This window comes from Salipiger sp. D13 (assembly GCF_003703915.1).
GTDB lineage: Bacteria > Pseudomonadota > Alphaproteobacteria > Rhodobacterales > Rhodobacteraceae > Salipiger > Salipiger profundus.
The window spans coordinates 40760-65021 of the sequence record NZ_ML112590.1 but is presented as its reverse complement, the minus strand read 5'-3'; the positions used below and the strand labels follow the sequence as shown (position 1 = coordinate 65021).

Below are 24262 nucleotides of genomic sequence, written 5' to 3'. Positions count from 1 at the left end.
GTAGTGATGGCGAACAGTCTTACCAAACTCCGTTACCGGCATGTCCCCGATCACCTTTTCGGCGAGGTGCTGTCCAAGCCGTGGATCGACAACGCGGTGCCCTTCATCGCGCTTATCGCGACCCTCGGCACCTTCATGGCGCTCCAGCCCTCGATGTTCTCGGCCTATGGGCTCGTGGACCTGTCGCGGCAGCTGGCCGAGTTCGGGCTGCTCGTCGTCGCTCTGACGGTCGTGATGATCTCGGGCGGGATCGACCTCGCGATCGGGTCGATCTTCGCCCTGTGCATCCTCACGATCATGACCTGCCTCAACGTGCTGGGCTGGCCACTCGGCACGTCGGTGCTGGCCACCGCCGGCGTCGGGGCCTTTTGCGGCGCCATCAACGGGGTGCTCATCGGCTTCCTGCGGCTGCGCGCCTTCCTGACCACGCTGGTCACCCTCATCATCTTCCGCTCGATCTACGAGCTGATCTTTCCCCAGCTGGGCACCGCCATCGTCATGGGCATGTCCGATAGCGCGATCTGGGACGCGCTGAGCTTCAACACGTTCCTCGGCCTGCCCTACGCCATCTGGATCGCCGGCATCATCATGCTGGGCGTGCACGTGGTGCTGTCGCGCTCGCGCTTCGGCTGGCAGCTTTCCGCGGTGGGCGGCGGGCGCCGCTCGGCCTTCAACGCCGGCATCAAGGTGCGCACCGTGGTGTTCCTGGCCTACGTGTCCTCGGGCGTGCTGACCGGTCTCGCGGCGGTGCTCTACGGGGCCCGGATGAACTCCGTCGGTTCCGACACCGGCGTCGGGCTCGAACTCGGCGTCGTCACGGCGGCGATCATGGGCGGCGTGACGCTCGGCGGCGGGCGCGGCTCGGTGTCGAAGGCCCTGATGGGCGCCATCGTCGTGCTGATCGTCCAGAACGGTCTGCTGCTGCGCGGCGTGCAGGGCCCGACCGCGGCGATGATCCTCGGCCTGATCCTGCTGCTTGCGGCCTTCCTCGACGTGCGCTGGGTCAAGAACCGCCACAAGCTGCTGCAGAGCTCCTACATCTCGCCCACCTGGTTCGAGCTGGGCAAGCGCCCCCAGGTCGGACCCGGTTCGCCCTTCGAGATCAACGACAAGCTCAAGGACGTCGAGGTCATCGGGCTGGGCGAGATCGAGGGTCCGGAAGACGTGGTCCTCGATGCCGACGGCAACCTCTACGCGGGCAACCGCTTCGGCGACGTCATCAAGTTCCACGGGCCGGATCACAAGACCTGGGAGGTCTACGCCCATACCGGCGGGCATTTCCTCGGCTGCAACTTTGACCGGCACGGCAACCTCATCGGCTGCGTGGGCGGCATGGGGCTCTACATGGTCACGCCTGAGCGCGAGGTCGTGAAACTGACCGACGAGACGCCGCGCAACCCGCTGTCGATCATCGACGACAGCCATCTGCGCCTGCCCGACGACATGGACATCGCCCCCGACGGGAGGATCTTCTTCTCGGAGGCGACGGTGCGCTACGGCATGGACAGCTGGGCGCAGGATGCCATCGAGAGCCGCGGCAACGGGCGCCTGATCTGCTACGACCCGAAGACGAAGACCACGAAGACCGTTCTGCGCAACCGCATCTTTCCGAACGGCATCGTCTGTCTCAAGGACGGGGAGTCGCTGCTCTTCAACGAGACCTGGGCCTGCCGCATCTCGCGCTACTACTACGACGGCCCCAAGAAGGGCACGGTCGAGCCGGTCTGCGAGAACCTGCCGGGATACCCCGACAACATCAACCGCGCGAGCGACGGCAACTACTGGGTCGCGCTCTTCGGGATGCGCACGCCGCTTCTCGACATGGCGATGACCGAACCGGCGTGGCGCCGCCGCATGACACTCCGGGTGTCGCCCGCCAACTACCTCTACGCCAACATCAACGTCGGCTGCGTCATCAAGATCAACGAGAAGGGCGAGGTGCTGGACACGATCTGGGACGCCGAGGGGCGCAACCACTCATCGATCACCTCGATGCGCGAACACAAGGGGTATCTCTACCTCGGTGGCGTGCACAACAACCGCATCGGCAAGTATCGCATCCCGGGGGCCGACCCCGACTGGACCGCGATGAAGGACTACTGGGGGAACGCGTGATGCTCGGCTTCGTACGCAACAGGATGGACGCCTTCTTCGGGCGCAACCAGTACAGCACCTCCGTCCCGTCGATGGACGGACCCTGGCACCCGAACGAGCTGCTCGAGACAGCCGAGGTCCGGTTCCGGCTCGAGGACCTCGACAATCTCTGTGCCGCGCCGGACGGGCTCTACTGCTCGTCGGGCAGCACGGTCTACCGCGTATCGGACACGGGCCCCCTGCCCGCCCACGAGATGAGCGCCCCCGTCACCTGCCTCGCGGCGGCGGCGGATGGCACGCTCGCGGTCGGGCTCGAGGGCAAGGGCATCGAACTGGTCGGCGGCAGCCACCACGGCAAGACCTTCGGCGAGCTCGCCTGCCCGACCGACGCGGTCTTCACCGACGCGACGACGCTGGTGGTGACCGTCGGATCCGACAGCCGGCTGCCGTCGGACTGGAAGCACGATCTTGTCGGCAAGGGGCGCTCGGGCAGTGTCTGGCGCATCGACGTGGTCTCGGGCAAGAGCGCGTGCCTCGCCTCGGGACTCGCCTGGCCCGCCGGTGTCGCGGTCAAGGAAGACGGCACGCTGGTGGTCAGCGAGGCATGGAAGTGCCGGCTGGTCACGATCCCGGCGGAGGGCGGCACGCCAACAGAGGCCCTTGCAGACCTGTCGGCCTATCCCTGCCGCATCCGGCGGATGGCATCGGGCGATTTCCTGCTGTCGCTCTTCGCTCCGCGCAACCAGCTGCTCGAGTTCATCCTTCAGGAGAACCGCTTCCGCAAACGCATGATGAACGAGATCGACCCCGAGCACTGGATGGCGCCGAGCCTGCGCAGCCGACAGTCCTTCCTCGAACCGCTTCAGGGTGGCGGCGTGATCCAGATGGGCATCCTCAAGCCCTGGTCGCCCGCCCGCAGCTACGGTCTCGTGGCGCATCTGAGCCCCGAGCTCGTTCCGGCCTTCTCGTGGCACAGCCGCGCCAACGGGCAGATGCACGGCACCACCTCGGTGGCGCAATGGAACGGCGCGCTGCTGGTCGGCGCGCGCGGCGGCGGCGCGGCGCTTGTCCTGCCCGCAGAGGAAGGAGACATGTTCGCATGACCGAATTCAGCGAGATCAAGGTGCCCGAGAACAAGGGCAAGGACCCGGTCCTTCTGGAAATCCGCAACGCGACCAAGGAGTTCAAGGGCGTTCCGGCCAACCGTGACGTCAGCCTGTCGATCGACCGTGGCCAGGTTCACGCGCTGCTGGGCGAGAACGGCGCAGGCAAGTCGACGTTGATGAAGGCGCTGGCAGGCGTGCACACCTACACCTCCGGCAAGATCATCCTCGACGGCGAGGAAATCGTGCTGCACTCGCCCGCCGACGCGCTCGATGCGGGCATCGCCATGGTGTTCCAGGAAACCAGCCTCGTGAACTCGATGACCGTGGCGCAGAACATCTACCTCGGGCAGGAAAAGCTGCTCAACCGGCTGCGCGGCTTCTACATCGAGGCGCAGCAGTTCCTGCTGTCGATGAACTTCCGCATCGATCCGCGCGCGGTCGTCAGCTCGCTCAACGCGGCGCAGCGACAGATGGTCGAGGTCGCCCGCGCGGTTCACCACAAGGCCAAGATCATCATCTTCGACGAGCCGACCGCGACGCTGACTCCCGAGGAGAAGCACCATTTCTTCGGCCTGCTCGAGCGGCTCAAGGCGCAGGGCACGGCGATCTTCTTCATCAGCCACGCGCTGGAAGAGGCGCTGGAATACGCCGACACGATCACTGTCCTGCGCGACGGCGAGCTCGTGGCGAACGGCCCCGCCGCGGATTTCACCCGCGAGAGCATCGTGAACGCCATGGTCGGCCGCAGTCTCAGCGAAGAACTCTACGGCGGCGAGCACGCGAAACCCGAGAACAACCGTCACGCCGGGCGCAAGCTCCTGAGCGTGTCGAACCTGTCGATGGGCGAGGCCGTGCGCAACACGTCGTTCACGCTCTACGAGGGCCAGGTGACCGGAATTTTCGGCCTGGTCGGTGCCGGTCGGACGGAAATGATGAAGGTCGTCGCCGGCGCCTTCAAGCGCAACATCTTCCACGGCGGCGAGATCAAGTTCGAAGGTCGCCCGGTGCGCTACCGGGTGCCGCGGCAGGCGGTCATGGACGGGATCGTCTACGTCACCGAGGATCGCAAGGCCGACGGCTTCTTCGACACGATGTCGATCGCCGAGAACATCTACCTCGGGGACCTGGCGATGGGCCGCAACCCCTTCACCGTCATGTCGATGTCCCGGATGCGCAAGCTCGCGGAGGAGTGGACGACGTCGCTCAACATCCGCGCCATCGACACCGGTGCGCAGGTCAACGAACTGTCGGGCGGCAACCAGCAGAAGGTGGTGATCGCCAAGAGCCTCGTGCAGAAGCCGCGCCTCGTGATCCTGGACGAGCCGACGCGCGGGGTCGACGTGGGCTCGATCGCCGAGATCCATGGTTTCATCAACCAGCTCGCCGACAGCGGCATCACCGTGGCGATGATCTCGAGCTACCTGCCCGAGATTCTCTCGGTCTCTGATCGCATCCTCGTCGCGCGGCAGGGTCAGATCGTCGAGGAGATGCGCGCCGCGGACGCCACCGAGGCCAAGATCATGTACGCCGCCGTCCACTAGGCGGCGACGTACACGGCGATACCCCCGGCGCGCTCTACTCCTCCGGGCGCCGGGGTCGGCCGCCGGAACGGCCCGCTCCCTCCGCGCGTCTTCTCCCTCGCGCGGGCTCTCCTCCGGAGAGCGGGCCCGACCGGCGGTTTTCCTTTTCGGGAGGTTCGGGCAGCGGGTGTGGCCCCCTCGAGCAACGCGTTCTACCGTTTCGGCTGCTGGCAAGGGCAGAGGTGGGGGCTCTGCCCCCGCCTGCGGCTCCCCCGCGGTATTTTCAAAGAGAAGAAGGGCCGGGCGTGGCGCGGTTGCCGCGGCGACGGGCCTGCAAGGCAGAGGCCTGGCGGCCGGGAGTCAGTGCAGCCCGAGGATGCGGAGCATGAAATCGGTCTGGGTGCGCGTGTAGCCTTCCAGCGTCGTGTGGCCATCGAACCGCCGGTATTTCAGGGCCCACATGTGGCCGAGCGAGACGATGTCGTAGGCCAGCACGAAGGTATCTGTCTCGATGCAATCCTCGCTGGCTACGACCGCGTCCAGCAGCCGCTGGAACAGCGCGGTGACCTCGGCCTCGACCTGGCCGAAGAGCTTGCGGTCCTCCCGGGTGAGGTGGAAGATCTGGTGGTAGATCACCGTGGTCTTCTCGTGGTGCCGGTCGAGGATCGCGTAGTAGGTCTCGATGGCGCGCCGCAGCATGTCGAGCGGCGCGAGCGGCTCGGTCTCGAGCACGAAGAGCTGGCTCTTGTAGTCCTCCACCGCACTGTAGAGGATCAGGATGAGGATATCGTCCTTCTTCTCGACGTACTGGTAGATGTTGCCCTGGCTGACGCCGAGGGCGCGGGCGATGTCGCCGATGGCGGTGCGGTGATAGCCGTCGGCGCGGAACAGGCGCGTCGCCGTCTCGACGATCTTCAGGCGGTTGTCCGCGACAAGGTCGTCGCGCCCCTTGGAGATCGAGGTCCGGATGCGCGCGACGCGCCGTTCGAGTTCTTCCATGCAGTGATCTCCCGTCCCGGAAACCATTTGTGCCACCGGCTGCGCTTTCGTCAACGCCCGCTCCTCCGTTGCAGGGTCACGCCGACGCGGCGTGAGACCCTTCGATCACTTCGACGCCGCGAATGGCGAAACGGCGCGCGAGCGCGGCCGCGTCGGTCCCGCTGCTGCCGGCCGCGTTGCCCTGGCGGGCCCTGTCGGCGATGCCGACCCAGATGACCGCGAAGCGGAAGAGAGAGAACGCCTTGTGGAAGGTCAGCAGCGGCGCGCTGTCCGGCATCTTATCCATGTAGCGGGCGACGAAGGTCTCCTCGTCCGGAAGGCCCTCGGCGGCGAGGTCGAGGCCAAGAATGCCGCCGTATTCCTCGGGCGCGGTGTGCCAGGCCATGCAGCAGTAGCCGAGGTCCGCCAGCGGATGGCCGAGGGTCGACAGCTCCCAGTCGAGGATCGCGACCACGCGCGGCTCGGTCGGATGGAACAGCACGTTGCCCATGCGGTAGTCGCCATGCGCGAGGCTCACCGCGCCGTCGTCTTCCGGCAGGTTGTCCTTGAGCCAGGCGAGCAGGCGGTCGAGTTCGGGGATGTCGCCGGTCTCGCTGGCCTCCCACTGGCGGCCCCAGCGACCGATCTGCCGTTCGAAGTAGTTGCCCGGCTTGCCGAAGTCGCCGAGCCCCACCGCGTCGGGCCGCACCTGGTGCATCTGTGCCATGGCATCGGCGAGCGCCATCCAGAGCGCTTGGCGCTCCGAGGGGTCGGCATCCTGCAAAGCCCCATCGGCGAAGACCCGGCCCTCGACCCGCTCCATCAGGTAGAAGGGTGTGCCGAGCAGTGCCGCATCCTCGTGATAGAGCACCGGCTTCGGCACCGGGACACCGGTCGGGTGCAGCGCGTCGAGGACCCGGTACTCGCGGTCGACCGCGTGGGCACCGCGCAGGATCGGACCGTTGGGCTGCTTGCGCAGCACCATGTCGCGCGAACCGTGGGTCACGAAGTAGGTCGGGTTCGACTGCCCGCCCGAGATCCGGTCGAGCGCGAAGCTGTCCTGCGGGCCGAAGCGGTCGTCGAGGAACCGGCGCAGCGCCCCGGCGTCGAAATCGATGTCGCCACTCATGCGCCCACGTCCCATTTCCAGAAGTCGCGGCCTTCCTTCTCGACGTTGCGGTGAAGGACCATCTTGTGAACCTCGTCGGCGCCGTCCACGAGACGCGCCTGCCGGGCGTAACGGTAGATCCATTCCAGCGGCGCGTCCTTGGAGTAGCCGCGGGCGCCGTTGATCTGGATGGCGGTGTCGGCGGCCTTGTGCAGCACGTTGGCGACATGGACCTTGGCCATCGACACTTCCTTGCGGGCGAAGCTGCCCTGGTCGAGCGCCCAGGCGGCCTTCATCACCAGCATGCGACCGATCTCGATCTGCATCGCGATGTCGCCCATCATCATCTGCACGCTCTCGCGCTTCGACAGCCGCTCGCCGAAGGCAAAACGGTTGTGGGCGTATTCGCTCGCGATCTCGACGCAGCGCTTCGACAGGCCCAGCCAGCGCATGCAGTGCGTCAGGCGCGCGGGTCCAAGGCGGATCTGCGTGAGCTTCAGCCCGTCGCCCTCGTTCATCAGCAGGTTCTCGGCGGGGATTTCCATGTCTTCGTAGACCACCTCGCAGTGACCGCCGTGTTCCTCGGGGCCCATGATCGGGATGCGGCGCTCGATCCGGAAACCGGGCGTGTCCTTCTTGTGCAGAAAGGCCGAGAGCCCCTTGCGCGGATCGTCCGAGGTGCGCGCGATGAGGATGAAGTGCTCGGACTCCTCTGCCCCGGTGATGAACCACTTGCGGCCGCGCACGACGTACTTGTCGCCGTCCTTCTTCGCGGTGGTCAGCATCATGCCGCCCGGGTCCGAGCCCGAGCCCGGCGCCGGTTCGGTCATCACGAAGGCCGACTGCACGTCACCGCGCACGATGGGCTGCAGCCACTCTTCCTTCTGCTTTTCCGTGCCGACCTTCTCGAGCACCTGCATGTTGCCGTCATCGGGCGCCGCGGCGTTGAAGACGACCGGGCCGAAGATCGAACGGTTCATCTCCTCGTAGCAGACGGCCATGCCCTGGATGCCGAGTTCCTGCCCGCCGGTCTCTTCTTTCAGCTGGAGGCACCACAGGCCCTGCGCTTTCGCCTTGGCCCGCATCTCGTTCAGCACGTCCTTGCGGATGTTCTCGTGCGGGTCGTAGTTCGCGCGGTCCGCCTCGAGTGGCAGAAGCTCGTCCTCGACGAAGCGCGCGATGCGGGCGCGGTAGTCCTCGATCTTCGGGGATATGGTGAAGTCCATGGGTCTTTGTCCTTAAAGCGAGGAAACGAGATGGCCGCCGTCGACGGCGATCTCGGAGCCGGTCATGAAGCTGCCGGCGTCCGAGGCGAGCAGCAGCAGCGGTCCGTCGAGTTCCGACATCTGCCCGAGGCGCCGCTGCGGCACGCGCTTGATGAGCGCCTGTCCCGCGTCGGAGGCGAAGAAGTCGCGGTTGAGGTCGGTCTCGATGTAGCCGGGACACAGCGCGTTGACCCGGATGCCGTGCCGCGCCCACTCCAGAGCGAGGCTCTTCGACATCTGCACGACGCCCGCCTTGGCGGTGGCATAGGCGGCCAGGTTGCCTGCCACCCGCAGCCCTAGGATCGAGGCGATGTTGACGATGCTGCCACCCTTGCCGGCAGCGGTCAACGCACGCGCCGCGGCTTGCGCGACCCGGAAGACGCCGGTCAGGTCGGTGTCGATCACGCGGCCCCAGTCCTCTTCCGAGGTCTTCAGGGCCGGCCCGTCGACGGTCACGCCGGCGTTGTTGATGACGATGTCGTAGGCTTCGGCGCCAAAGGCCGCGGCAACGCTCTCGTGGTCGGTCACGTCGAGCGAGACGGCATGGGCCTTTCCGCCCGCGCCCTCGATCTCGGCCACGGCGGCCTCGAGCTTTTCCTTGCGCCGCGCGGCGAGGGTCACCTCAGCGCCCGCCGCCGCGAGGATCTTCGCGAAGTGGAGGCCAAGGCCACCGGACGCCCCGGTGACGATGGCACGCTTGCCGGTCAGGTCGGTCATGGGCGCCTCCTCAGTAGGATTTCGGAAGCTCGAGCACGCGCTCGGCGATGAAGGACATGATCATCTCGCGGGTCACCGGCGCGATGCGCGGCAGCACGACTTCGCGGAAATACCGCTCGACATGGTATTCCTTGGCGTAGCCGAAGCCGCCATGGGTGCGGACCGCCCGGTCGCAGGCATCGAAGGCGGCATCGGCCGCGAGGAACTTCGCCGCGTTCGCCTCGGCGCCGCAGGGCTCGCCCGCATCGTAGAGCTTTGCCGCCTGCCAGACCATGAGGTCCGCGGCCTCAAGCGCCATCCAGCTTTGCGCCAGCGGGTGCTGGATCGACTGGTTCTTGCCGATGGGCCGGCCGAAGACCACGCGCTCGTTGGCGTATTCTGCCGCCTTCTGCAGCGCCCGGCGACCGACACCGATGGCCTCGGCGGCCACCAGGATGCGTTCGGGGTTGAGGCTGTCGAGCAGCAGCTTGAAGCCCTTGCCCTCTTCTCCGATGCGGTCCTCCTCGGGGATGACCAGCCCGTCGATGAAGATCGAGTTCGAGTTCACCGCGTTGCGACCCATCTTGTCGATCGGGGTGATGTTGATCTTGTCGCGGTCGACGTCGGTGTAGAACAGCGTCATGCCGTCGGTCGGCTTCTTGCAGTCCTCGATGGGCGTGGTGCGGGTCAGCAGCAGGATCTTGTCGGCGTTCTGCGCCGTCGAGGTCCAGACCTTCTGGCCATGCACGATGTAGTTGCTGCCCTGCTTCACCGCGCGGGTCGAGATATGGGTGGTATCGAGCCCGGCGTCGGGCTCGGTCACGCCGAAGCATGCCTTGTGCGTGCCCTCGACCAGCGGCGGGATCATCCGGTCCTTCTGCTCCTTGGTACCGTGTTTCACCATGGCATGCGGACCGAAGAGGTTGATGTGGATCGTCGAACAGGCCGAGATCGCGCCGGCGGAATTGCCGATGGTCTGCATCAGCAGCGCCGCGTCGGTCACGCCGAGGTTCGCGCCGCCGTATTCCTCGGGCATGGTGATGCCCAGCCAGCCGGCCTCGGCCATGGCCGCGTGGAATTCGTGCGGGAACTCGTGCTTGTTCTCTTTCTCGAGCCAGAACTCGTCGTCGAACTTCTCGCAGATGCGCTTCACGTTGTCGACGATCTGGCGGCGTTCGTCGGTCACCTCGATGCCGATGGGCAGGTCACGGGTCTTCATGGGTCTCTCCTCCCGAAGGGGCCGGCGCACGCGGCGCGGCCATCAGTTTCTTGCGAACATGCCGGCGCGGAACAGCTTGCCCGGCAGCTTGTGATTGACGATTTCCTCGGCCATCTGCGCCACGTCCAGCAGCGCGGGAATGTCTATGCCGGTCTCGATTCCGAGCCGCTCGCAGAGCAGCGCCAGCTCTTCGGTGGCGATGTTGCCGGCCGCCGACCTGTTGCCCGCGAAGGGGCACCCGCCGAGCCCGCCCACCGAGGCGTCGAACCGCGACACCCCCAGCTCGAGCCCCGCCATGGCGTTGGCGATGCCGAGCCCGCGGGTGTCGTGCAGGTGCAGCGCGACGGGGTAGTCGGGCCAGCGCGTGCGCACCGCCTCGACCAGCGCACGCACCTGCATCGGGTCGGCGGCACCGATGGTGTCGCACAGGTAGATGCAGCTCGGCGGTGTTCCCGCCTCTTCGCAGACGCCGACGAGATCCTCGGCCCGCTGCATCGCCTTGGCGACCGGGATGTCACCCTCGTAATTGCAGCCGAACGCGGTGAAGAGATACACCGGCCCCGAGCCGAGGCCGTGCTCGGTGTAGAGGGCGCGCAGCTTGCGCTGGCCCTCGATCTGCTTCTCGGGCGTCGAGTTGTTGTTGCGCGCAAGGAAGGTGTCCGAGGCGCTGCCCGAGGTCAGGGCCGGCAGGCTCAGCCCGCTGTCGACCGCCTGCAGGAAGCCCTTGGCGTTGAGCCACATGCAGCCGTAGGTTACGCCCTCGCGCTTGCGGATCCCCTCTGCGATCTGCGCCACGTCGGCCATCTGCGGAACGACCTTGGGATTGACGAAGGAGGCGCAGTCGATCTCGGGCACGCCGGTCTCGGCCAGCGCCTCGATGAGGCGGATCTTCTCCGAGGTCGGAATATCGGCCGGCTCGGACTGGAACCCCTCCCGGGCGCCCTCCTCGACGATGTAGACGCGTTTCGGAAGCTCGCTCATGTCATTTCCCCGTCCAGACCGGCGTGCGCTTCTCGGCGAAAGCGGCCATGCCTTCCTTGGCGTCCTCGGTGAGCGGCAGAAGGCCGACCTGCGCCTCCATGAAGGCGATGGCCTGGTCGGTCGTCATCCCCGCCATCGAGTTGAGCGCATGCTTGCCGCGCCGGATTGCCGTGGGCGACTTGTCGGCCACGCGGGAGATCAGCCAGTCGGTCTTTTCGTCCAGCTCTTCGGGCGCGGCCACGTAGTTCACCAGCCCCCAATCCATGGCCTCCTGGGCCGAGATGAATTCGCCGGTGTAGCACATCTCGGCGAAGCGGCGCGGCGGAACGGTGGCTTGGAGAAGCGCGGCCACCTGCATCGGGAAGACGCCGACCTTGACCTCGGGCAGGCCGAACTTGGCCGTCCGCGACGCAACCGCCATGTCGCAGAGCGCCAGGAGGCCCATGCCACCCGCGAGGCAATGTCCATTGATCCGGCCGACCACCGGAACGGTGGTGCGGCGCGCGGCCCGCAGCAGGTTCGCGTAGGCTGTCATCGGGTTGGCGTAGTCGAAGCCGAAGGTGCCCGCCTTGGGATTGAGGTCCGCGCCCGAGCAGAACGCCTTTTCACCGGTCCCGGTGAGCAGGATCACCCGCACCTCGGGGTTGCGCGAGGCCTCCTCGAGCGCCGTGGTCAGCTCGAGGATCAGATCCTCGTTCAGCGCATTGCGCCGTTCGGGCCGGTTCAGCGACAGCTTGAGCACGCCCCCCGAGGTTTCCGAAAGCAGGATCTCAGAAGTTGACATCGTGTCCCCCTTTCAGCGACAGCATCTCGCGGGCCTCGTCGGGCGTGGCGACCTCCATGCCGAGGTCCTCGACCATCTTCTTGGCAAAGGCGACCTGGGCCGCGTTGCTGGTGGCGAGCTTGCCCCGTCCGAGCCAGAGCGAGTCCTCGAGCCCGACACGCACGTTGCCGCCGAGCATCACCGACTGTGCCGCGATCTGCATCTGCTTGGCGCCTGCCCCCAGCACAGACCACTGGTAGTCGTCGCCGAACAGCCGGTCGGCGGTGCGCTTCATGTGCAGGATGTCCTCGGGATGCTGGCCGATGCCGCCGAGGATGCCGAACACGCTCTGGATGAAGAACGGCGGCTTGATGAGCCCGCGGTCGATGAAATGCCTGCAGGTGTAGAGATGGCCGATGTCGTAGCACTCGATCTCGAACCGGGTGCCGTTGTCGGCGCATTTCGTCAGGATCTTCTCGATGTCCTTGAAGGTGTTCCTGAAGATCCGGTCGTCGGACGTGCGCAGGTACTCCTCTTCCCAGTCATGCTCGAACTCCTTGAAGCGGTTCAGCATCGGGTAGAGGCCGAAATTCATCGAGCCCATGTTGAGGCTGGCCACCTCGGGCGCATAATGCAGCGCCGGTGCGAGTCGTTCCTCGGTGGTCATGGTGGTCGAGCCGCCGGTCGTGATGTTCAGAACGGCGCCGGTCTGCTGCTTGATGACCGGAAGGATGTTGGCATAGGCGTCGACCGACTGGTCGGGCACGCCGGTTTCCGGGTTGCGGGCATGCAGGTGGATGATGGCGGCGCCGGCCTCGGCCGCCTCGACCGCGGCGCTGCTGATCTCCTGCGGGGTGACCGGCAGGTGCGGCGACATCGAGGGCGTGTGGATCGACCCGGTGACGGCGCAGGTGATGATGACCTTGCGGGGTTTCTTGCTCATGTCTTTCCTCCCGTCCGCGCCTCAGCGCAGGTTTTCCGCTTCGGCGAGCAGCGCGTCCCGGTCATCGGGATGCGCGATGTTGGCGAGAGCCACGGCCCGCTCGTAGACGGTCTTGTTGCGCAGGTTCGCCGTGCCGTGCTCGGTGACCACGGTCTCGACGAAGGTTCGCGACAGCGAGACCACGTTGGCGTCGAGCCGGTTGACGATGCGCGCCTTGCCCTTGTTCGTCTGCGACCGCAGGCCGAGCAGGAAGGCCCCGCCCTCCACCTGCCCGCCGACCGCGAAGTCGATCAGCCCGCCCATCGAGCCCGCCTGCTTGCCACCGATGGTCTCGGCGTTGACCTGGCCGAGCAGGTCGATCTCGAGCGCCGAGTTGACCGAGTAGACGGTCTTGCGCGCGACGAAATCCTCGGGACGGTGCGTGGTCATGGCGCTGGCCATGGCGATGTCGGGGTTGTTGTCGACCCAGCGGTAAAGCTCGGCGGTGCCGAAGATGTCGCCGGCGTGAGCCTTGGGGCTTTCGGACGTGGCGCACCCCGCCTTGATCAGCTCCATGGTCGGATCGGTGAAGGTGTTGATGAAGCGCAGGTCCTTCGCCCCGCGCGCCATCAGCGCGTTGGCGGCAGCGAGCGGAATGCCCCCGACCCCGAGGCTGATCGAGGCGCCGTCGGGGATCATGCCAGCGATGGCGGTGCCGATGGTCTCGTCGATGGTGTCGAGGGGGCGGTTCGGATATTCGGCCAGCGGCTCTGCCTGCTCGACGAGGACGTCGATTTCCGAGCCATGGATGCGGCTGTCGCCCAGGGTGCGCGGCATCTCGGGATTGACCTGCGCGATCAGGACCTTCGCACTGTGCACGATGCCCTTCACCACGGTGCAGTTCAGGCCCATGCTGTAATAGCCGTCCTCGTCGGGCGGCGACACCTGGATCAGGCCGACGTCAAAGGGCGTCTCGAGCAGGTAGCGCGCGGTCTGCGACCAGGTCAGCGGCAGGTAGTCGGCCTTGACGTCGGCGGCGGTCTTGCGCAGCAGCGTGCCCGGAAGGAACCACGTCTTGAAGTGGATGTTCTCGGCGCAGGGCATCTGCAGGAACTTGTAGCCCGACAGCAGCATGCCGCTCGTGACGGTCAGATCCTTCAGGCCCTCGGCCCGGTTCCAGAGCGCGGAGGTCAGTGCGCAGGGCTCGGCGCTCAGGTGCGGGAATACCACGGACATGCCGCTTTCGATGCGGGTCACGGCCTCTTCGGCGGTGGTGGTGACGGGGGTCTTGGTCATCGTCTCTTTCCTTCGTGCCGGCGTCAGGCCGCAGGCGCCTGGGCGATCACCCCGGCCTCGATCAGCTTGTCGACCTTGGCCTCGGGCAGCACGGTAAGCGCCACCTCGCGCGAGTTCTGGCCGATCTCGGGGGCGCCGACGGTGTTCGCCGGACGCTCTCCCTCGAAGCGCATGGGGGCGCGCAGCAGGCGCAGCCCGTCCTCGCGGGGCGGCTCGTACATGTCGAGCCACTCCATCTGCTCGTGCTCGGTCAGCTCGTCTGGGGTCACGACGGGCGCATAGGGCACGTCGTTCGCGATCAGCCGCCGTTCCCATTCGTCGCGGTCGTGTTTGAGGAACGCCTCCTCGACCATGGGCCGCAGCTCGAAGTAGTGGGTACGGCGGTCGTCGTAGGTCGCGAAGCGCGGATCCTCGAGAAGATCGGTGCGTTCGATGGCTGTCATCATGCCCTTGAAGAACTTGGGCGAGGACGACATGTGCACGGCGATCGCCTGCCCGTCCGCGGTCTTGAGCGCGAAGCTCTGCGCCGAGGGGTGCCGGGACTCGCGGTGCGGGGTCTCGCCGGTCTCGAAATACTGGGTCATGGCGTCGACGGTGATCGTCGTCATCGCTTCCAGCAGCGAGGTGCGCACCTCGGTGCCGCTGCCCTGCTTGAAGCGCCCGACAAGCCCGGTGACGATGCCGATCACCGACACGAGCGCCGTCGTGAGGTCACCGATGCAGGTGCCGGCAAGCCGGGTGTTGTCCTTGTCCGACATGATCGACAGGAAGCCGCTCATGCTCAGGCCGATGGTGTCATAGGCCGCGCGGTCACGCCACGGGCCGCCGTCGCCGAAGCCCGAGACCGAGGAATAGACCAGTTCGGGATTGATCGCCCGCAGGTCGTCGGGCCCGAGCCCGAGCGCCGCCATCTTGCCCGGCCGGGTGTTCTCGATGAGCACGTCGAAGCTCGGCACCAGCGCCTTGATGAGCGCGATGCCCTCCGGGGTCTTGAGATCGACCGCGAGGCTCTTCTTGCCCGCGTTCATCTGGTTGAAATAGGCGTTCCGGGCGCCCTCTCCCCGGCGGAAGGGGTCGCCGCCGCGCGGGGATTCAACCTTGACCACCTCGGCGCCGAGCGATGCGAGAATCGTGCCGCAGTAGGGGCCGGCGACGAAGGCGCCGAAGTCGAGCACGCGGATTCCGTCGAGGGGTCTGCTCATGTGCCGGTCTCCTCTTTGGGCAGGAAATAAGGCAGCGCGAAGTCGTCATCGAAGGAGATGACCTTGCACTCGAGGGCCATGCCGACCTCGAGATCGACTTTCACGCCCTCGGGGATGCCGCTTACCAGCCGGACGCCCTCTTCGAGGTCCACCAGCGTGATGATGTAAGGCACCTTGGGGTCCAGCATCGGGTGCACCGGGTGGCGCGCCACGGCGAAACTGTTGAGCGTCGCGCGACCAGAGGCGGGCTTCCAGCCGGTGTTGAAGGACCGGCATTTCGGGCAGATCGGCGACGGCGGATGATGCGCCGAGCCGCAGTCGTTGCAGCAGTTGAGATGCAAGGTCCCGCCCGCAAGGTACTTGTAGTACGGCTCGGCCAGGTATTCGTCGGAAGGTCTGATGACAGTCATGCGCGCCCCAACACCATTGAACTTGCCCCGCGAAGGGTGACGAAGGCGGTTTCCGCGCCCTCTTTCTGGTTGTGCGACTCTCCGCGCAGTTGCCGAACCCCTTCGGCGATCACGTTGAGCCCGTGGAAGTAGCCCTCGGACAGAAGGCCGCCGTGGGTGTTCACCGGCAGTGCCCCGTCCGGACCCATGCCGCCGGAGGTCAGGAAGTCATGCGCCCCGCCCCGCTCGATGAAGCCGAAATCCTCAAGTGCTAGCGGCACCATCATCGAGGTCGCGTCATACATCATCGCCACGTCGATCTCGGAAGCCGAGACGCCGGCGCGGCTGAACAGGTGCTCGGGCGCGCCCTCGGGCGCGAGGCTCCAGGTCCGGTCGGCGTAGAGATACATCGGCACCGAGCCGGGCATGATGTACTGCCCCGCGGCGAGCACATCGACGGCCTTGCCCGAGAGTTCCCGCGCCTTCTCGCGGCTGACGATGACCATGGCCATCGCGCCGTCGGTCTCGAGGCAGTAGTCGTAGATCCGCAGTGGCTCGGTGATGACCCGGCCCGCGCGGTAGTCGTCGAGGCTCAGCGTCTTGTCCTTCAGAAGTGCGCGCGGGTTGCGGTTGGCATAGGCGCGCTGTGTCACCGCGACGTTGCCCAGCATGTCGGTGAACTGATCGTCGGAAAGGCCGTAGCGGCTCTTGTAGCTCTGTGCGTAAAGGGCGTGGTGCTGGCCCGGGACCAACAGGCCGAAGGGCGCGGAGTAGATGTCGCCCGGCGGCTCCGGTTGCCGGCTGACGAGCCAGTCGCCATCCTGAGACAGCACCCGCTCGCCCCGTCCGAAGCGCACGCCGGAGCGGGCGTTGAGCGCGCGGTAGAACACCACCACGTTCGCCAGCCCCGCCTCGATCGCGGCCGAAGCCTGCGCCACCGCGCCGCAGCAGTTGACGCCGCCAAACTCGGTCTCGCCGTAGTAGGTGAGTTTCGGCAGGCCGAGCGCGTTGACGATGGCCGCCTCGGTGGTGTTCTCCCAGGTGTAGCGCACCAGCCCGTCGATATCGTTGACCTCGAGCCCTGCATCCTCGAGCGCCCCGAGAATGGCCTCGAGCGCCAGCTTGAGCTCGCTGCGGCCGGAATTCTTCGAGAACTCGGTCTGACCGAGTCCGACAATGCTTGTCTTCATGTTAGCTTCCCTTGGCACCTGACGTGAGGCGCCTGTCCTCCTGTCGCTCCTCACGACTTGCCCTGAACGCTACTGACTGACTGTTCAGTGGTCAAACCCGGCGGATGTTTCCGCGGCCTATGCCTCCCATAGGTTCGGGTCGGAAATGGCCCGCAGCCGATTGACGATCCGGCACCGGGGCTTTCTGCTGACGCGGCGCTCAGTGCGCCTGCCCACGAGGGCGATACAGGCAATCCAAGGGAGGAAACCGACATGCGAGGCGTTGTCTTCACGGGGAACAGCACACTCGAAGTGATGAACTTCGACGACCCCAAACCTGGCCCGGGCCAGGCGGTGGTGCGCATGAAGGCATCGGGCATGTGCGGCAGCGACCTGCACTATTACCGGGCCGAGAGCATGGCCAAGCTGATGGCGCAGATGGGGCTCAAGACCTTTGCCGATCGCGGCCTTCCCGACGACACGCCGATCATCGCCGGCCACGAGCCCTGCGGTGTCATCGAGGAGATCGGCCCCGGCATCGACCCCAAGGTGCTCAAGCCCGGCGACCGTGTCATCGTGTTCCACTACGAGGGCTGCAACTTCTGCGAACACTGCCGTTCGGGCTGGACGCAGATGTGCGAGAACGGCGTCGAGCCCCACGGTGTCGCCAAGCATGGCGGTCACGCGGAATTCCAGCTCGTGCCGGCCTCCACGCTGGTCAAGATGCCCGACGACCTGAGCTTCGTCGGCGGCGCCGCCGTGGCCTGCGGCACCGGCACCGCCTACTACGCGCTGGTGCGCATGGGTCTGAGCGCCCGCGATCAGCTCGTGGTGTTCGGGCTCGGTCCGGTCGGGCTCTCGGCGGTCCAGCTGGCGGCGGCCATGGGTGTCGAGGTGATCGGCGTCGACATCGACCCCGGGCGCGTCGAGCAGGCCAAGGCCTTCGGCGCCGCGCATGTCATCAACGGCAAGACGCACGATCCGGTGGAAGAGGTCAAGAAACTGACCCGCGGCAAGGGCGCCACCTGCGCCATCGACTGCGCGGGCGGCGAGATCCCCAAGCAGCAGGCCGTGCGCTGCACCGCACCCTGGGGCCGCATCGCGCTGGTCGCTATCGGGGGGAACCTCAACGTGGTCGGCTGGAACGACATGATCGTCGGCCAGCGCACGGTGATCGGGTCCTGGACCTTCTCGATCAACGGAATGAAGGATTGCGCCGAGTTCATCGCCTCGCACGGGGTCGAGGTCGACAAGGTGTTCTCGGATCAATGGGACATCGAGGATGCCGACAAGGCCTACAAGATGTTCGACAAGCAGACCGGCGGCAAGGGCGTCTTCGTGTTCTGAGATCGTCCGGGGCATGGTCCGGCCCACCCGGCCTGCCCCGCCGCGCGCGCCGTCCTGTCCGGCGCGCGCAACCTCTCCTACAGGCCGGGCACGTCGATCCGGTAGATCCGTGCCGCGTTCCGTCCGAAGAGATCGCGGCGCTCGTCCTCGGAGAAGGCCCGCGTCAGGTACTTGTAGGCGTTCCAGGTCGGAACGAAGCCCCCGGCCCGGCCATCGGGCGGGAAATTGCTCTCCATCATGCAGCGCTCCACGCCGAAGACCTCGATCCCGGTCTCGACGAAGGGCCGCCAGTGGCCCGCCATGTCTTCCCAGGTGGTCTCGGCCTCGTTCTCGTGCAGACCGAAGCCCGATTGCGGCATCCCCAGTCCGCCGATCTTGCACATGACATTCGGCCGCTCGGCCAGCGCGCGCAGGTCGCGCTGCCACCGCGAAAAGGCCTCGGCCCGCTCGGTCGGGCTCATGTCGACGCCGACGAAATTGCCGATGTGGCCCAGCACGAACGTGAGGTCCGGATGCGCGTCCGCATGTTCCGCAAGGCGCGGCATCGACATGTCGTAGATCGCGGCGTCGAAGATCAGGCCGCGCTCGGACAGGGCGCGTAAGCCCTCGGGCAGCGCGGGATGATCGAGCAGTCCTCGGCGCGGCTTGAACGACAGGATGAACTGGAACGGCCGCTCATCGGGATAATCGAGCGTCGCCAGCCGCACGGCCCGGAAGCGGTCCGGCGCGGTCTGCATGCAGCGATCAAGCAGCTCGCCGATCCTTGCGCCCTCGGTCAGGTCGGCATGCCCGATGATCCCTGCCGCCACGTGGCAGCGCCCGAGCGCCCCCGAGGCGCACATCGCCGCCACGCCGTTGGCGAATTCGACCTCTCCCAACGGGCGCATGTGCTCGGGCCCGTCGGTGCGGGCAAAGGTCTTGGCTTCGCAGTAGATGGAGCCGACCACGTTGTGCCCCGCCTGCGCATCGGCGAGGTAGTCGTCCAGCAGGTAGGGGTGCCCGGGCACGTTCATCAGGTGCATGTGGGAATCGAGGATCGGCAGCTCCGGGTCGAGAATAGGCTCCGACCGGCCTTCGAGGCGTTTCGTCATGACCATGCCTCGCCGATATATTGTGCCTCTGTGACCGGCTCGAGCCAGTCGCTCGAAACGCCGTCCTCGGCTTCGACGATGGCGATGTGCGACATGCCCACATCCGGCGCGGCGCCGTGCCAGTGCTTCTCGCCGGGCGCGAACCAGACCACGTCGCCGGGGCCGACGTCGCGGACGGGGCCGCCCCAGCTGCCGACGCGCCCCGCGCCCGACGTGATGACGAGCATCTGCCCCACCGGGTGCGTGTGCCAGACCGTGCGGGCGCCCGCGTCAAACGTGACCGAGCCGCCCATCATCCGCGAAGGCGCCGGGGCCGTGAACAGCGGGTCGCGCCGCGCGTGACCGGTGAAATTTTCGGCAGGCCCGATGCTCGAGGCCCGTGAGCCGTTGGGGCTGATCTCCATTTACGTGTCTCCTCCGTGGGTTGGCGCCAGTCTAGAAGTGCGTCGCGCACCCCGGAAGCGCGCGGCCCCGGGCATGCGTTCCGCCTTTGCCCGCCAAAGGCTGCGGGTTTGCATCGCACTTTTGCGCCTCACAGGACCGTGCGGGGTGTTAGCCTGTTGTTCAAGCGATCTTCCCGGCGGGGCCCGTTCCCTGCCATCCCGCGCTGCCGCCGGCAGCCCGGTCGTCATGCCTGCCAAAGGAGGAGTGGTGCTCATGAACGAGATCAATCCCGATATTTCGCCAGCCCGCAACGGCTATGTCGGAACCCGCCCGGTGCGTCCCGACGGCGTTCCGAAGGTCACCGGCGCCGCCCGCTACGGTGCGGACTATGCGCCGCCCGGAATGATCGTCGGCAAGGTGCTGCGCTCGCCGCACGCTCACGCGCGGATCCGCTCGATCGACACCAGCAAGGCCGAGGCGCTGCCCGGCGTCCATGCGGTGGTCACAGGTGCGGATTTCCCCGACTTCCCCGACGCCTTCGCCGGCCCGGAGCGGATCGAGAAGAACATGTTCCACGAGTCCTCGAACGTGATGGCGCGGGGCAAGGTGTTCTACCACGGACACGCGCTCGCCGCTGTCGCCGCGCGCGACGACGCCACCGCCAAGGCCGCCCTGAAGCTGATCGAGGTCGACTACGAGGTTCTGCCCCACGTCATCACCATCGACGAGGCCATCGCGCCGGGCGCGCCGCAGGTCCATGACGGCATGATCACCCGCAACGTCACGCCGGCGCCGACCACGCCCTCGAACATCACCCGCCGCTGGGAGGACAGCATCGGCGACATCGAGGCCGGCTTCGCCGAGGCCGACGAGGTGGTCGAGCTCAACTTCGACAGCGTGCCCGTTCACCAGGGCTACATCGAGCCGCACGCCTGCGTCGCGGAATATGAGGAGGACGGCAGTTCTCAGCTCTGGGTCTCGAGCCAGGGTCATTTCACCATGCGTGACCTGACCGCCAAGATGACAGGCATGTCGCCGGGCGACATCAAGGCGACCCCGGCCGAGATCGGCGGCGGCTTCGGCGGCAAGACGAAGGTCTACCTCGAGCCGGTCGCGATGATGCTCTCGAAGAAGTCGGGCCTGCCGGTCAAGATGACCATGACCCGCGAAGAGGTCTTTCGCGCGACCGGGCCCGCCTCCGACAGCAAGATCCGCGTGAAGGTCGGTGCCAAGCGTGACGGCACCATCACCGCTGGCGAGATCGAGCTCTACTACAACTCCGGCGCCTACCCCGGTGCGCCCTTCATCAACGGCTGTCTCTGCGCCTTCGGGCAGTACGACATCGCCAACCAGCATGCCGTGGGCTACGACGTGCTGTCCAACCGTGCGATGACCGCGGCTTACCGTGCGCCCGGCTCGACGCAGGCCTGTTTCGCGGTCGAGGGCGTGCTTGACGTCATCGCCCGCAAGATCGACATGGATCCGATCGACCTGCGCCTGAAGAATGCGATCGTCGAGGGCACCAGGCAGCTTGGCGACCGCACGGTGAGCCACAACGGCTTCCGCGAGATCCTGGAGGCGCTGAAGGCGCACCCGGACTACGAGAAACCGCTCGGGCCGAACCAGGGCCGCGGCGTGGCGGCGGGCTACTGGCACAACATGTCGGGCCATTCCGGCGCGACCTGCCTGGTCAACAGCGACGGCATCGTCACCGTGGCCAACTCGAGCCCCGACATCGGCGGCAGCCGCGCCTCGATGGCGATGATGGCCGCCGACACCTTCGGCATTGCCTACGACGATGTCCGGTCCGAGATCCACGATACCGCCTCGGTGCCCTATGGCGACCTCACCGGCGGCAGCCGCGTGACCTTCGCCACCGGCAAGGCCATCGTCGGTGCCTGCTCCGAGGTCATCGAGCAGCTCAAGACGCGTGCTGCCGAGATCTGGGGCGTGGACCCCGACGCGGTCGACTGGGTCGATGGCGCGGCGCATCCCTCGTCGACGAACGTCGGCAAGTTCGAGCCGCTCACGCTCAAGGAACTCGCCGCCGACGCCAGCGCCACGGGCGGCCACTTCGGGGCCTCCTACGGCAAGACGATGTCGGGCCATGCCCCCGGTCTCTCGGCGATGTTCTGCGATGTCGAGGTCGACCCCGACACCGGCGCCACGAAGATCCTGAACTTCGTCAGTTGCCAGGACGCGGGCCGTGCCATCCACCCCGCCTATGTCGAGGGCCAGATGCAGGGCGCCTGCGTGCAGGGCATCGGCTGGGCCCTGAACGAGGGCTATGTCTACGGCAAGGACGGCGTTCTGCAGAACTCGGGCTGGCTCGACTACCGGATGCCGGTGGCCTCCGACCTGCCGATGTTGCAGTCGGTGATCGTCGAGGTTCCCAACCCCTACCATCCCTTCGGCGTGAAGGGCGTGGCCGAGGCCAGCATGGTCTCGGCGCTGGGTTGCGTCGCCAACGCCGTCAGCCGGGCCACGAAGCGGCGCATGACATCGCTTCCGATGAACCCGCAGACCGTGCTCAAGGCCATCGACACCCGCGGCGAAGAGCTCTGACCCGCTCCATGAACGGGGCGCTTTGAGGAGGGCGCCCCGTTCATCACGCAACGGGCTGGAGGAGGAGCCGACCCCGTGACCGATCTTACCCGCAACCTGTCGCAAGGCAGGATCGTTACCCTTGTGGCCATCGCGCTTCTGGTGGTTTTCGCCGCCACGCTTCCCGGCTTCGCCACTGCCGACAACATCCTGTCGCTGCTGCAGTCCGTGTCGATCATCGGCATTCTCGGGCTGGGCCTGTCCATCACGATCATCGGGCGCGGAATCGACCTGTCGATCATCGCGGTGGCCGTGATGCCGGTGGCCTGGGCCTTCGTGATGATCGGCGACGGCACACCGGTGCCTGTCGCGGTCGGGCTCGCCATCGCGACCGCCGCGCTGGTCGGTCTGCTGAACGGCTGGCTCATCGCCTACGTCGAGGTCCCCGCGATCTTCACGACGCTGGCGACCGGCATCGTTACCTTCGGCCTGATCCAGTATTTCGCGGTCAGCAACGACCTCATCCCCATTCCCGAGGCGATGACAGGCCTTGCCGCCCTCGTGCGCGGCACGACCTTCGGTGTTCCGAACGCGGTGCTGGCCTTCCTGGCCGTGGCCGCCGTCGTGGCGCTGTTCCTGCGTCTGCTCGTGCAGGGGCGCTTCGTCTACGCCATCGGCGACAACCCGATGGCCGCGCGGATCACCGGCATCGCGGTGCGCCCCAGCATCCTGCTGCAATACGTGCTGTCGGCGCTCATCGCGCTGCTGGCCGGCTTCTTCCTGGCGACCACCGTCGACGGGGCGAACACCCGGATCTTCCAGTCGACCATGGTCTACGACGTGATCCTCGTCGTGGTGCTCGGGGGTGTCGGGCTTGCCGGTGGCAAGGGCGGCGTCGCCAACGTCCTGGTCGGCACCGCGGTGATCGGCATTCTCGGCAACGGGCTGACCATCATGAACGTCGACTTCTACACGCAGAACCTGGTCAAGGCGTCGATCCTGCTGGTGGCGATCGTCATAGACAGCCTGCTCAACCCCCGCGACGAGCAGACCGCCCAGCAGGGCGACATCTAGACCAGTGGAAAAGACCCCCGCATGAGACTTGAGGAGGATATCATGCAATTCAAAGGCGCCCTGACAGCCGCGCTCATCGCGGCCCTGCCGGCCACCGCCATCGCGCAGGACCGCATCGGCGACGGCAAGCCATGGCAAGACTACTACGCTGCGATGGAGGGCAAGACGGTTGCCTTCGTGCCCATGGCGCTGAGCTTCGATCTCGCGCAACTCTACGACGGTGCGATGCGCAGCTACGCCGAGGAGATGGGCTTCGAGTATCTCGTGCGCGATCCCAACTGGAGCGTCGAGGGAGCGGTCCAGGTGGCCGAGCAGTTCGTCTCGGAAAAGCCCGACATCATGGTCATCCATCCGCTCGACGACAAGGCCTTCATGCGGGTCGTGCGCAAGGCGCAGAAAGAGGGCATCTACGTCATCTTCATGAACCTGAGGTCGGGCGCCGGCACCGATTTCATGGGCGGTGACGCCTTCATCGGTCCAGACTTCGACGCCTTCGGCCGTAAGAAGGCGGCGCTCGCCGCCGAGTTCTGCGCCGACAGCGAAGAGAAGAAGGTCATCATCGTGCAGGCCTCGGCCACCAACTCGGTCGGCATCACCGAGACGAACGGCACCCTTGCCGAGTTCAAGGAGAACCACCCCGACATCGAGGTCGTCGCCATGCAATCGGCCGAGGCGGATCCGGCCAAGGCCAAGGCCATCGTGTCCACCGCGCTCAAGCAGAACCCCGGTGTCTGCGCGGTGATCGACCAGTGGGAAGGTCAGGCCATCGGCATTCCGCCCGCGCTGGAAGAGGCCGGCCTGAAGGATCAGGTCAAGGTCATCACCTCGGGCGGCGGAAGCCGCACGAACGCGTGCAACAACGTCGAGAACGGCAATTACGCCGCATACATCAGCTACAACGCCGGGCACCAGAGCTACATGCTCAAGGGGCTGATCGCGGAGGTCCTGCAGAAGCAGCCCGAACCCGGCTCCGAGCAGTTCTCGATCTACAACGACTTCGTGACCATCACGGCGGACAACATGTCGCCCAACGCCTGCTGGGATCTCGACTTCTACACCCGCCCGTTGAACTGACCGCGACGGCCCCCGGCAAACCCCGGGGGCCTGCCTGACC

At 66.6% G+C, this 24262-nt stretch carries 21 protein-coding genes; 7 read left to right on the top strand and 14 right to left on the bottom strand.

Features of this window, described 5'->3' with window-relative positions:
• The first annotated feature begins 6 nt into the window (after nucleotides 1-6).
• Genes D6860_RS00290 through D6860_RS00280 form a run of 3 tightly spaced genes read left to right on the top strand, consistent with a single transcriptional unit; the run spans nucleotide 7 to nucleotide 4741 of the window.
• Nucleotides 7-2115 carry an ABC transporter permease gene (locus D6860_RS00290; RefSeq protein ID WP_017466899.1) on the top strand — a complete coding sequence of 703 codons (2109 nt, stop codon included), beginning with the start codon at nucleotides 7-9 and terminating at the stop codon, nucleotides 2113-2115.
• Complete coding sequence (locus tag D6860_RS00285) at nucleotides 2115-3197, top strand: SMP-30/gluconolactonase/LRE family protein (RefSeq protein ID WP_017466898.1); 1083 nt, start codon at nucleotides 2115-2117, stop codon at nucleotides 3195-3197. Before D6860_RS00290 ends, D6860_RS00285 begins: the two co-directional genes overlap by 1 nt.
• The gene (locus D6860_RS00280; RefSeq protein WP_017466897.1) at nucleotides 3194-4741 is read left to right on the top strand and encodes a sugar ABC transporter ATP-binding protein; all 1548 of its coding nucleotides are present in this window, start codon (nucleotides 3194-3196) and stop codon (nucleotides 4739-4741) included. Before D6860_RS00285 ends, D6860_RS00280 begins: the two co-directional genes overlap by 4 nt.
• 339 nt (nucleotides 4742-5080) lie before the next feature.
• On the opposite strand, the gene D6860_RS00275 is transcribed toward D6860_RS00280, so the two are convergent.
• From D6860_RS00275 to D6860_RS00220, 12 genes are all read right to left on the bottom strand, one after another.
• Nucleotides 5081-5719, bottom strand: coding sequence for a TetR/AcrR family transcriptional regulator (locus tag D6860_RS00275; RefSeq protein ID WP_017469298.1), 639 nt, complete (start codon nucleotides 5717-5719; stop codon nucleotides 5081-5083).
• Between the two features lie 76 nt (nucleotides 5720-5795).
• Nucleotides 5796-6827, bottom strand: a complete 1032-nt coding sequence (locus D6860_RS00270) for a phosphotransferase family protein (RefSeq protein ID WP_076624647.1) — start codon at nucleotides 6825-6827, stop codon at nucleotides 5796-5798.
• Entirely contained in the window at nucleotides 6824-8032 is a 1209-nt protein-coding gene (locus D6860_RS00265; RefSeq protein WP_076624648.1) for an acyl-CoA dehydrogenase family protein, read from the bottom strand. Before D6860_RS00265 ends, D6860_RS00270 begins: the two co-directional genes overlap by 4 nt.
• A gap of 12 nt (nucleotides 8033-8044) precedes the next feature.
• Nucleotides 8045-8788 carry an SDR family NAD(P)-dependent oxidoreductase gene (locus D6860_RS00260; RefSeq protein ID WP_076624649.1) on the bottom strand — a complete coding sequence of 248 codons (744 nt, stop codon included), beginning with the start codon at nucleotides 8786-8788 and terminating at the stop codon, nucleotides 8045-8047.
• Nucleotides 8789-8798: 10 nt separating this feature from the next.
• Nucleotides 8799-9986, bottom strand: coding sequence for an acyl-CoA dehydrogenase family protein (locus D6860_RS00255; protein ID WP_017468924.1), 1188 nt, complete (start codon nucleotides 9984-9986; stop codon nucleotides 8799-8801).
• 42 nt (nucleotides 9987-10028) lie between these two features.
• Nucleotides 10029-10967, bottom strand: coding sequence for a hydroxymethylglutaryl-CoA lyase (locus tag D6860_RS00250; RefSeq protein ID WP_076624650.1), 939 nt, complete (start codon nucleotides 10965-10967; stop codon nucleotides 10029-10031).
• Between the two features lies 1 nt (nucleotide 10968).
• The gene (locus tag D6860_RS00245; RefSeq protein ID WP_017468514.1) at nucleotides 10969-11751 is read right to left on the bottom strand and encodes an enoyl-CoA hydratase/isomerase family protein; all 783 of its coding nucleotides are present in this window, start codon (nucleotides 11749-11751) and stop codon (nucleotides 10969-10971) included.
• Entirely contained in the window at nucleotides 11738-12673 is a 936-nt protein-coding gene (locus D6860_RS00240; RefSeq protein WP_076624651.1) for a 3,5-dioxohexanoate:acetyl-CoA acetone transferase, read from the bottom strand. Before D6860_RS00240 ends, D6860_RS00245 begins: the two co-directional genes overlap by 14 nt.
• A 21-nt stretch (nucleotides 12674-12694) precedes the next feature.
• Nucleotides 12695-13948 carry an acetyl-CoA hydrolase/transferase family protein gene (locus D6860_RS00235; RefSeq protein WP_076624652.1) on the bottom strand — a complete coding sequence of 418 codons (1254 nt, stop codon included), beginning with the start codon at nucleotides 13946-13948 and terminating at the stop codon, nucleotides 12695-12697.
• 23 nt (nucleotides 13949-13971) lie between these two features.
• A complete protein-coding gene (locus D6860_RS00230) occupies nucleotides 13972-15150 on the bottom strand; it encodes a CaiB/BaiF CoA transferase family protein (protein WP_076624653.1) in 1179 nt (392 codons plus the stop codon).
• The gene (locus tag D6860_RS00225; protein ID WP_017467811.1) at nucleotides 15147-15560 is read right to left on the bottom strand and encodes a Zn-ribbon domain-containing OB-fold protein; all 414 of its coding nucleotides are present in this window, start codon (nucleotides 15558-15560) and stop codon (nucleotides 15147-15149) included. Before D6860_RS00225 ends, D6860_RS00230 begins: the two co-directional genes overlap by 4 nt.
• Nucleotides 15557-16729, bottom strand: a complete 1173-nt coding sequence (locus D6860_RS00220) for a thiolase C-terminal domain-containing protein (protein WP_017467810.1) — start codon at nucleotides 16727-16729, stop codon at nucleotides 15557-15559. The genes D6860_RS00225 and D6860_RS00220 overlap by 4 nt, the downstream gene beginning before the upstream one ends.
• A gap of 252 nt (nucleotides 16730-16981) precedes the next feature.
• Here D6860_RS00220 and D6860_RS00215 point away from each other — a divergent pair, with 252 nt between their 5' ends.
• Nucleotides 16982-18055, top strand: a complete 1074-nt coding sequence (locus D6860_RS00215; protein WP_076624654.1) for a zinc-dependent alcohol dehydrogenase family protein — start codon at nucleotides 16982-16984, stop codon at nucleotides 18053-18055.
• 77 nt (nucleotides 18056-18132) lie between these two features.
• On the opposite strand, the gene D6860_RS00210 is transcribed toward D6860_RS00215, so the two are convergent.
• Both D6860_RS00210 and D6860_RS00205 read right to left on the bottom strand, forming a co-directional pair.
• The gene (locus tag D6860_RS00210) at nucleotides 18133-19146 is read right to left on the bottom strand and encodes an amidohydrolase family protein (protein ID WP_076625435.1); all 1014 of its coding nucleotides are present in this window, start codon (nucleotides 19144-19146) and stop codon (nucleotides 18133-18135) included.
• Nucleotides 19143-19550 carry a (R)-mandelonitrile lyase gene (locus D6860_RS00205; protein ID WP_076624655.1) on the bottom strand — a complete coding sequence of 136 codons (408 nt, stop codon included), beginning with the start codon at nucleotides 19548-19550 and terminating at the stop codon, nucleotides 19143-19145. The genes D6860_RS00210 and D6860_RS00205 overlap by 4 nt, the downstream gene beginning before the upstream one ends.
• A gap of 253 nt (nucleotides 19551-19803) precedes the next feature.
• Here D6860_RS00205 and D6860_RS00200 point away from each other — a divergent pair, with 253 nt between their 5' ends.
• The 3 genes from D6860_RS00200 to D6860_RS00190 all read left to right on the top strand — a co-directional run bounded on the left by D6860_RS00200 (nucleotide 19804) and on the right by D6860_RS00190 (nucleotide 24222).
• Entirely contained in the window at nucleotides 19804-22095 is a 2292-nt protein-coding gene (locus D6860_RS00200) for a xanthine dehydrogenase family protein molybdopterin-binding subunit (protein WP_076624656.1), read from the top strand.
• Between the two features lie 75 nt (nucleotides 22096-22170).
• Nucleotides 22171-23148, top strand: a complete 978-nt coding sequence (locus D6860_RS00195; protein ID WP_076624657.1) for an ABC transporter permease — start codon at nucleotides 22171-22173, stop codon at nucleotides 23146-23148.
• Between the two features lie 42 nt (nucleotides 23149-23190).
• Nucleotides 23191-24222: a sugar ABC transporter substrate-binding protein gene (locus D6860_RS00190; RefSeq protein ID WP_157895889.1), complete on the top strand. Its 1032-nt coding sequence runs from the start codon at nucleotides 23191-23193 to the stop codon at nucleotides 24220-24222.
• Nucleotides 24223-24262: the final 40 nt, after the last annotated feature.

Coding starts and splice junctions, on each gene's coding strand:
- D6860_RS00290 (WP_017466899.1), top strand. CDS start 7: ATGGCGAACAGTCTTACCAAACTCCGTTACCGGCATGTCCCCGATCAC.
- D6860_RS00285 (WP_017466898.1), top strand. CDS start 2,115: ATGCTCGGCTTCGTACGCAACAGGATGGACGCCTTCTTCGGGCGCAAC.
- D6860_RS00280 (WP_017466897.1), top strand. CDS start 3,194: ATGACCGAATTCAGCGAGATCAAGGTGCCCGAGAACAAGGGCAAGGAC.
- D6860_RS00275 (WP_017469298.1), bottom strand. CDS start 5,719: ATGGAAGAACTCGAACGGCGCGTCGCGCGCATCCGGACCTCGATCTCC.
- D6860_RS00270 (WP_076624647.1), bottom strand. CDS start 6,827: ATGAGTGGCGACATCGATTTCGACGCCGGGGCGCTGCGCCGGTTCCTC.
- D6860_RS00265 (WP_076624648.1), bottom strand. CDS start 8,032: ATGGACTTCACCATATCCCCGAAGATCGAGGACTACCGCGCCCGCATC.
- D6860_RS00260 (WP_076624649.1), bottom strand. CDS start 8,788: ATGACCGACCTGACCGGCAAGCGTGCCATCGTCACCGGGGCGTCCGGT.
- D6860_RS00255 (WP_017468924.1), bottom strand. CDS start 9,986: ATGAAGACCCGTGACCTGCCCATCGGCATCGAGGTGACCGACGAACGC.
- D6860_RS00250 (WP_076624650.1), bottom strand. CDS start 10,967: ATGAGCGAGCTTCCGAAACGCGTCTACATCGTCGAGGAGGGCGCCCGG.
- D6860_RS00245 (WP_017468514.1), bottom strand. CDS start 11,751: ATGTCAACTTCTGAGATCCTGCTTTCGGAAACCTCGGGGGGCGTGCTC.
- D6860_RS00240 (WP_076624651.1), bottom strand. CDS start 12,673: ATGAGCAAGAAACCCCGCAAGGTCATCATCACCTGCGCCGTCACCGGG.
- D6860_RS00235 (WP_076624652.1), bottom strand. CDS start 13,948: ATGACCAAGACCCCCGTCACCACCACCGCCGAAGAGGCCGTGACCCGC.
- D6860_RS00230 (WP_076624653.1), bottom strand. CDS start 15,150: ATGAGCAGACCCCTCGACGGAATCCGCGTGCTCGACTTCGGCGCCTTC.
- D6860_RS00225 (WP_017467811.1), bottom strand. CDS start 15,560: ATGACTGTCATCAGACCTTCCGACGAATACCTGGCCGAGCCGTACTAC.
- D6860_RS00220 (WP_017467810.1), bottom strand. CDS start 16,729: ATGAAGACAAGCATTGTCGGACTCGGTCAGACCGAGTTCTCGAAGAAT.
- D6860_RS00215 (WP_076624654.1), top strand. CDS start 16,982: ATGCGAGGCGTTGTCTTCACGGGGAACAGCACACTCGAAGTGATGAAC.
- D6860_RS00210 (WP_076625435.1), bottom strand. CDS start 19,146: ATGACGAAACGCCTCGAAGGCCGGTCGGAGCCTATTCTCGACCCGGAG.
- D6860_RS00205 (WP_076624655.1), bottom strand. CDS start 19,550: ATGGAGATCAGCCCCAACGGCTCACGGGCCTCGAGCATCGGGCCTGCC.
- D6860_RS00200 (WP_076624656.1), top strand. CDS start 19,804: ATGAACGAGATCAATCCCGATATTTCGCCAGCCCGCAACGGCTATGTC.
- D6860_RS00190 (WP_157895889.1), top strand. CDS start 23,191: ATGCAATTCAAAGGCGCCCTGACAGCCGCGCTCATCGCGGCCCTGCCG.